Annotated in this window: 8 protein-coding genes; 4 read left to right on the top strand and 4 right to left on the bottom strand. The window is 62.7% G+C overall.

Annotated features, from left to right (window positions below):
• Window positions 1-37 precede the first annotated feature (37 nt).
• Together EBBID32_RS17575 and EBBID32_RS17570 are read right to left on the bottom strand one after the other, a co-directional pair.
• The gene (locus EBBID32_RS17575) at window positions 38-916 is read right to left on the bottom strand and encodes an alpha/beta fold hydrolase (protein ID WP_006962350.1); all 879 of its coding nucleotides are present in this window, start codon (window positions 914-916) and stop codon (window positions 38-40) included.
• 79 nt (window positions 917-995) lie between these two features.
• Window positions 996-2,957, bottom strand: a complete 1,962-nt coding sequence (locus EBBID32_RS17570; RefSeq protein WP_006962347.1) for a hybrid sensor histidine kinase/response regulator — start codon at window positions 2,955-2,957, stop codon at window positions 996-998.
• Between the two features lie 173 nt (window positions 2,958-3,130).
• Between EBBID32_RS17570 and EBBID32_RS17565 the strand changes: the two genes are divergently transcribed.
• Window positions 3,131-4,045 carry a sugar kinase gene (locus tag EBBID32_RS17565; RefSeq protein WP_006962346.1) on the top strand — a complete coding sequence of 305 codons (915 nt, stop codon included), beginning with the start codon at window positions 3,131-3,133 and terminating at the stop codon, window positions 4,043-4,045.
• Window positions 4,046-4,068: 23 nt separating this feature from the next.
• On the opposite strand, the gene EBBID32_RS17560 is transcribed toward EBBID32_RS17565, so the two are convergent.
• Window positions 4,069-4,362, bottom strand: coding sequence for a type II toxin-antitoxin system RelE/ParE family toxin (locus tag EBBID32_RS17560; protein WP_006962344.1), 294 nt, complete (start codon window positions 4,360-4,362; stop codon window positions 4,069-4,071).
• The gene (locus EBBID32_RS17555; protein ID WP_081628119.1) at window positions 4,362-4,595 is read right to left on the bottom strand and encodes a type II toxin-antitoxin system ParD family antitoxin; all 234 of its coding nucleotides are present in this window, start codon (window positions 4,593-4,595) and stop codon (window positions 4,362-4,364) included. The genes EBBID32_RS17560 and EBBID32_RS17555 overlap by 1 nt, the downstream gene beginning before the upstream one ends.
• 316 nt (window positions 4,596-4,911) lie before the next feature.
• Between EBBID32_RS17555 and EBBID32_RS17550 the strand changes: the two genes are divergently transcribed.
• The 3 genes from EBBID32_RS17550 to EBBID32_RS17540 all read left to right on the top strand — a co-directional run bounded on the left by EBBID32_RS17550 (window position 4,912) and on the right by EBBID32_RS17540 (window position 7,431).
• Window positions 4,912-6,207, top strand: coding sequence for a tyrosine-type recombinase/integrase (locus tag EBBID32_RS17550; RefSeq protein ID WP_006962340.1), 1,296 nt, complete (start codon window positions 4,912-4,914; stop codon window positions 6,205-6,207).
• Window positions 6,208-6,892: 685 nt separating this feature from the next.
• On the top strand, window positions 6,893-7,108 hold the full coding sequence (locus EBBID32_RS17545; protein WP_006962338.1) for a hypothetical protein: 216 nt from the start codon (window positions 6,893-6,895) through the stop codon (window positions 7,106-7,108).
• Window positions 7,105-7,431 (top strand): hypothetical protein, encoded by a 327-nt coding sequence (locus EBBID32_RS17540; protein WP_006962336.1) that lies wholly within the window; start codon window positions 7,105-7,107, stop codon window positions 7,429-7,431. Before EBBID32_RS17545 ends, EBBID32_RS17540 begins: the two co-directional genes overlap by 4 nt.
• Window positions 7,432-7,501 lie beyond the last annotated feature (70 nt).

Raw genomic sequence — 7,501 nt, 5'->3', positions numbered from 1 at the left:
GGCCAGCCACCTCCCCTACAGGGGGAGGATGTACATCTTACAAAAACGCCCTCAATTCCGCGATGAAGCGGGCGAACTGGTCGTGGTGGAGCCAGTGGCCCGCATCGGCAAATTCGACCAGCCGGGCGTTGGTGAAATGGGCGGCGCGGCCGTCCTTGACCGGGTTGGACGCCCAGCTGTCCAGCCCCAGGCACAGCAATGTCGGCGCAGTGATCTGGCGCCAGAAGGCCGGCAGGCTGTCGTCCGACCCGGCCTGCGGCGCCATGCCGTTGAGATAGGGGTCGAATTTCCAGCTATAGCTGCCATCCTCATTGCGGTTGACGCCATGGATGGTCAGGTGCAGCGCCTGTTCGAGCGAGAGATGTTCGTTGCGTTCGCGCATCCGCCCGACCGCCGCCTCTATCGTGGGATAGCGTTTGGGGGTGCGGCGTGCGCTCGCGCGGCGGGTTTCGATCCATGCGCGCCAGAGGTCCGGTTCTGACTCTTGCGCCCTGTCCCTGACCCGGTCGGGCGACAGGCCCAGCCCCTCGATCGCGACGACCTTGTGCACCTTGTCAGGAAACAGTCCGGCATAGCGCAGCGCGATCGACCCGCCCAGCGAATGGGCGACGATCGTTACCGGCGACCGGTCCAGCAAGTCGACCAATTGCGCAAGATCATAGACATAGTTGGTCATCATATAGGCGCCGTCGGCCGACCATCCGCTGTCGCCATGGCCGCGCAGGTCAGGGGCGACGACATGATAATCCCGCGCCAGCGCGCGCGCCGTCCAGTCCCAGCTGCGCCCATGGTCGAACCCGCCATGGATCAGGATCAGCGTGGGTGCGGAGGGATTGCCCCAGTCGAGATAGTGCAGCCGGGTGCGCAGCGACGTGAAAAAATGCGATGTCGGGGTGGGCGCAAACGGCGTGTCCATGCAATCCTGCGATTTTGTTGGAATATTTATCCCTTTGGCGATGTGCAGGCCGCTGGCAACCCCCTATGCGCCAAAAGCGTCAATCCCCGCCCGGCGCGGCCGTGGCATGGGCCAACGGATCAGGCGCGCGCGACGCCCGGCTGGCCTTGACGATGCGGGCGAGCTCGGCCTGCTTGAACGGCTTGTCCAGCCGGGGGCGGGCGCTGGCGTGCGGGGGGAGTTCGGCAAAACCGGTGATGATGATGACGGGCAGGCCGGGGAAACAGGCTTCGATCGCATCGGCCAGTTGCGCGCCGGTCATGCCCGGCATGGCATGGTCCGTCACCACCAGATCGACCGCGCCCTGTTCCAGCAGGCGCAATGCATCGACGGCGTTGCTGGCCTGAAACACGGTATGGCCCAGATCCTCCAGCATCCCGGCCGTGTTCATCAGCACCAGATCATCATCGTCGACCGCCAATATGACCATCGGCGTGTCGAGGCCATCCACAGCCTCGCTGCGTGCAGGCGCTGCCTCGGCCGCATCGCCGCTGGCGACGGGCAGCCACAGCGCGACGCTGGTGCCGACCCCGACCTCGCTCGACAGGGTCAGCGATCCGCCGCATTGCTGGGCAAAGCCATGGACCATCGACAGGCCAAGCCCGGTGCCCTTGCCCACGCCCTTGGTCGTGAAAAAGGGTTCGCGGGCGCGTTGCTGCGTGGCTTCGTCCATTCCTTCGCCCGTGTCGGTGACGGCCAGGCGGATATAGCTTCCCGCCGACAGATCGGGCCGCTCGCCGGCATCGACCGTGATTTCCGCTGCTTCGACAATGATCAGTCCGCCGCCCGGCATTGCGTCGCGCGCATTGACCGCCAGATTGAGCAGCGCGAGTTCCAGTTGCGCCGGATCGGCATGGGCGGGGGCCAGGGCGAGCGGGAAGCGGGTTTCGATGGCGATGGCGCTTCCCAGCGTGCTGTTCAGCAAGTCGGCCATGTTGCGCACCAGCCCGATGCAATCGACGCTTTGCAGCTTCAATTCCTGCTTGCGGGCGAAGGCCAGCATCCGCTGGGTCAGCGTCGCGCCGCGTTCCGCCGCGGCCATGGCATTGTCGAGATAGCGGCTGATGTCCGTGCCGCCGCCCATCCGTTGCCGCGCCAGATCGAGACTGCCGACGATCACCGCCAGCAGATTGTTGAAGTCATGCGCCACCCCGCCGGTCAGCTTGCCGATCGCGTCCATCTTTTGCGTCTGGACGATGGCGTCGCGCGCCTCGTCCAGCGCGCGTTGGGATTCGCGCCGTTCGGTGAGGTCGCGGGTGATCTTGGCATAGCCCAATAGCGCGCCCTGCGGATCGCGGATCGGGTCGATCACGACATTGGCCCAAAAACGGGTGCCGTCCTTGCGGATGCGCCAGCCTTCGGCCTCGAACCGGCCCTCGGTTTCGGCGGTGTGGAGCGCGCGGGAAGGGAGACCGGCCATCCGGTCCTCGTCACTATAGAAGCGGGCGAAATTCTGGCCGACAATCTCGTCCGCGCGATAGCCCTTGAAGCGCTCCGCCCCCCGGTTCCAGCTCGTTACCGTGCCGATGGGGTCCAGCATATAGATGGCATAGTCGGTGACGCTGTCGACCAGCAGGCGGAACCGCTCCTCGCTGTCGCGCAAGGCCTGCTTGGCGGCGCGCTGGTCTGTCAGGTCGCGCGTGATTTTGGCAAAGCCCAGCAATTGCCCCTGCGGATCACGGATCGGGTCGATGACGACGCTGGCCCAGAAACGGCTGTCGTCCTTGCGCACGCGCCAGCCTTCCGCTTCAAATCGGCCATCATGGTCGGCGGTGTAGAGCGCGAGGGCGGGGATGCCGCTGGCCTGATCCTCCGCCGTGTAAAATCGGGAAAAATGCTGGCCGATAATCTCGTCTGCCTCATAGCCCTTGAACCGACGCGCGCCCGCGTTCCAGCTGACGACGGTGCCGGTGGGATCGAGCATATATATGGCGTAATCGGTAACGCTCTGGACCAGCAGTTCAAAGCGGTTGTCGGGACGTCCAGGCGCAGCGCTAATCATGAATTCCCCGAAGGCGGACGTCGAATGGATCAGAGGCGTCCTTGCCACAGGCAAAACGCGCATTTCGCGCAAACGTTCCCGATTGATGCAAAACAGGACTTTGTCCGGCTGATGGCTTGACTTGCGCGCGGGCGCTCCGCACGACACCGGTGTCAACAGGAGCAGGATGTAGCATGGGCAGCGTAGCAGGGGCGAACGTCACGGTGATCGGCGAAGCGATGCTGGAACTGAGCCGGGGGGACGGCGACAGCTGGAACCTGCGCTATGGCGGCGATGTCATCAACACCGCGATCCATCTGGCGCGGTCGGGCGACACGGTAAGGCTGGCGAGTGCGCTGGGCGCTGATCCGATGAGCGCGGACCTGTGCGCGGCATGGGAGGCGGAGGGGGTTGATACCACGCTGGTGCTGCGCGCGGCGGACCGGCTGCCCGGCCTCTATGCGATCGAGACCGACGCGACCGGTGAGCGCAGCTTCCATTATTGGCGCGGCGAGGCAGCGGCGCGGCGGATGTTCGACCTGCCCGGCAGTGCCGACATGGTGGCGCAGGCGGCGCAATCGGACCTGCTCTATTTCTCGCTCATCACGCTCGCCATCCTGCCGGACGAGGGACGGGAGGCGTTGCTGGACCTGTGCGCGGCGGTGCGGGCCAATGGCGGCAAGGTGGCGTTTGACGGCAATTATCGCGCCCGGCTGTGGAGCGACGCGGCGACCGCGTGCCACTGGCGCGACCGGGCGATCGCTGTGAGCGACATGGGGCTGCCGACGCTGGCGGATGAGGTGGAAATGGGCGCGGCCGATGATGCGCAGGACGCGGCTGCGCGCTGGGGCGCGGGCGAGGGACGTGAGGTGGTGGTGAAGCTGGGCGGCGAAGGCGCTCTGGTCGATGGCACCATCGTGCCGATCCCGCAGAGGGTGCCGGTGATCGATTCGAGCGGGGCTGGCGATGCCTTCAACGGCGGCTATCTCCACGCGCGGCTGGCGGGCGCCACGCCGGTGGACGCGGCGCTGGCGGGACACAGGTTGGCGGGATGGAATATCGGGCGGCGGGGCGCGATTCCCGTGCGGGATGGGGACGCGCCTTATTGAAGGGGGAGCGATGCAGGTTTTGCCTACTCCCCATCCAACCAGTCCTCACGGCAATGCCGCACACGCAGAATGAAAATTCCGCCATCGGACTGCTCATCATAGAAGATGAGGTGAGACCGAAACCGGCGCGCACGCACCGGGGGATTGAGTTCGTGGCGCAGGCGGGCGGATTTGGGATGCTCGGCAAGAAACGTAAAGCAGTTGGTCAGCCCGTCGCGATAGGCAAGCGCCTGTTCAATCCCGAATGTTTCGATGCTGTAGGCTGCGATGTCAGCGAGGTCGCGTTCCGCCCCTTTCGACAGACTGTAGGATGGCATTAAGTCCCCTGAACGCGCGCTGCCGCGTCAGCGAAAATATCCTCTACGCTGCGAGGGCTGGTGCCGCTGGCCCGACCCTCGTCAACAAGCGCCTGCATGTGCGCGATTTTCATGGCGCGCTCCTGATCCCGACGGATCAGGTCACGCACATAATCGCTGGCATTGCTGTAGCGCCCGGTTTCTGCCTGGCCCTCCACCCAATGCTTCATCGGGTCTGGCAGGGAAATGTTCATCGTTGCCACAGCGCGCTCCTATGTTCCGCAATGTGCAGAAATTGGCAAAGATTGTCAATTTTGGGGTTAGGGTTAGCTCTCTACCGGCAGAGCCACAAGCAGTCTATGGCTGGACGAGGAAGCCGCGACGCAGGGCGATTAGGACGCTGGGACGGCTTTCTTGGGGAACATGGAGCGGGTGAAGGGATCATAACAAACCACTACAAATAAACAATATTTTTTGCTACAATGACCCACACAGAACCTACACAGGTACGGCACATCAAGCACTTACGCCGCCAATCTGCACAGTTTCTGCACAGTGGGAAGCGGAGAAATGAGTTTCATCCTCGACAAAGAGCAGATCAAGCCGGGCCTTATCATCTTCCGACGTGGTGATGTCGGACACGATAACTATTACTGCCGGATCAGAATCCAGAACGAGGACCGCTACAAGACGATCTCGCTGCGCACGGCGGATCGGCAGACGGCGCGTGACCGCGCGATGGACGAGGATGCCGACATCCGCTTTCGGGTGAAGCACGATGTTCCCGTATTCAACCGTCCCTTCTCACAGGTGGCGGAGGAATATGCCGACGCCCAACAGCGCCGCGCCAACGCGGGCGAGGTCAGCCAAGCCCGCTGCAAAAATATAAGAAGCAAGATCGACGGCCCCCTCAAGGCTTATGTCGGCAGCACACAGATTCATCTGATTACGCAAGACCGCTGGTCGGAGTATCCGCTGTGGCGACGGGAAAATGGCGAAGGCCGTCGCAAGAGCGTCATCAGCGATTCCACCATCCGCATCGAGATGACCATTTTCGCAGCCATCATGAATTATGCCATCGGCAAGCGATACGTGCCCGCGCATCATCGCTTTGAGGGCATGCCGAAGCTCAAATCGAACCGGCGCGACGAGTTCACGCTGGAAGAATACCGCAAGCTCCACACCAAAGGCCGCAAATGGATGAAGGAGGCGACCACGCCGCAAGGCGTCTGGTATCGCCAGATTTGCTACAATTTCATCCTTGTTATGTGCAACACGGGGATGCGCCCGCCGGAAGCGAAGAACCTACGCTGGCGGGACATCACCACCGCAAAAGACAAAGACGGACAGGAAATCCTTGTCCTCTACGTTCAGGGCAAGGGCAAAACACGCAAGCTGATTGCCCCGCTCAGCGTCGCAAAATACCTTGATCGGGTGCGCGAGCTTTCAAAGGCGACCAAGCCCGACGATCATGTGTTTACGATTATCAACGGTAAACCCGCCAAATGGCTTTATCGCGATACCGTCGAAGAATTATTGAAATACACCGACCTTCGCGAAGGCCCGAGCGGCATTCCCCGCACGACCTATTGCTTCCGCCATACCTACGCCACGCTCCGGCTCTCCGCCGGGGTCGATGTCTATATCCTCGCCCAGCAGATGGGCACCTCCGTCAAAATGATTGAACAGCACTATGGGCATGTAAACACCATCAAACACGCCGACCGCGTGCTCATGGGAATCGGCGGATGGGATGCGATGCATGCCGAAATGAACGCCGAGATCGACGAGCTGGAATCCAAGGCCAAAGAGGTGCAGTCCATCAAAGCCAAACAGACGGACAAGCCCCGCCGCCCCAAACGCTAGCGCGCATCGCACCAGCCATCGAGTTCGATGGCCGATGCAACAGAGCTACGCGTTTCTGCCGAATTTCACGACGCGCCGCTGGCGCTCCCCGGTCGTGGAATCGGCCAAGCGGGCACGGGAAAAAGGTGCGCAGAGCTTCAAGCACCCCCGTGATCGCGTCTTTCCGCAAAGCCTTTGCCTCAGCCGCTGGCGAACCAGAGGCAATGGATTGCGGAGCCTGCCTTTTTGCAGGCCATTCGTAACAGAGACCCCGTTTTCACGATATGCCCTTCGCCTATCGTCAGCAGGTGCCGCGCTACCGCCGCCATCAACCTTGCGGGAAGGGGCAGACGATGGAAGCGCCACACAGACGATGTTTCAGCGATACGGTGTGGCCGCACCTCTGGATAGCCAATGGCTCACATCACGATCCGGACTGTGCTTTCGCCTTTAGCATGACCTTGTGCCGTCAAAGGGCGGTGCTCCGGTTCCGGCTCCGTCCTGATTTCCCCTTGCCGTGTTTGCATTCCAATCGGGCAGCTTGAGCCCCCTGCCATGCGCGGGCGCTACTGCCGTCAACAGGAAGCCTCGGCTCCCCCGTCCGCAGGCGTCCGGTCCCCCCAATTTTCCTGTGTGACGCCGCGCCATCGCGCCTGGCTCTCCGTGGGCACGCCCGAAAGGGCAATGCAAACCAAGGAGAAAAGACATGACGAAAAAATCCGAAACCAAAGCCCCGGCATTGATTGCCTGGCACGTCCGCGAAGTCAAAGGCGGCAAAGCCTTCTGGACCCGCATCGGGGCCGCCTGGCAGCACCAGAACGGCGATGGCCACACTCTCCAGCTCGATCTCTACCCGCTGGATGGCCGTATCGTTCTTCTGCCCCCGAAGGCCGATGAAGCGACGGAAGGCGGTGCAGCATGAGCCGCACCTTCACACGCCACTACGAGCATCACGAAACCGTTTGGAACGGCGTTAGAATCTCTATCAGCTACGAGCCGCGCTGGCTCAGTCTCGCCGACGATTACGGCCTCGACACGGCCCACCTCGAAATCGAGGCTATCGCGCCCGAGCGCGCGCCGCTCCCGATCACCGAGACCGGCTACCGCTCGCACTTCACGACGGCTCACGCCGTCGCCGCGATGGGCGGGCCGGTGGCCCTCGTGCGCACATGGCTCGACGAAGAAGCCGCGTCACCCGCGTGGCAGCGCCAAGTCGCCGCCGCCCGCCAGCTCACCCTCTTTTGAGGGTGACGCTGGCGCCAAAATGCATTTCTGGTTGAAAGGCTTAAAAGAGAAACATCAGGATAGTTTATTC

Source organism: Sphingobium indicum BiD32 (assembly GCF_000382885.1).
Classification (GTDB): Bacteria; Pseudomonadota; Alphaproteobacteria; order Sphingomonadales; family Sphingomonadaceae; genus Sphingobium; species Sphingobium japonicum_C.
This window is presented reverse-complemented; position numbering and strand designations above follow the sequence as displayed.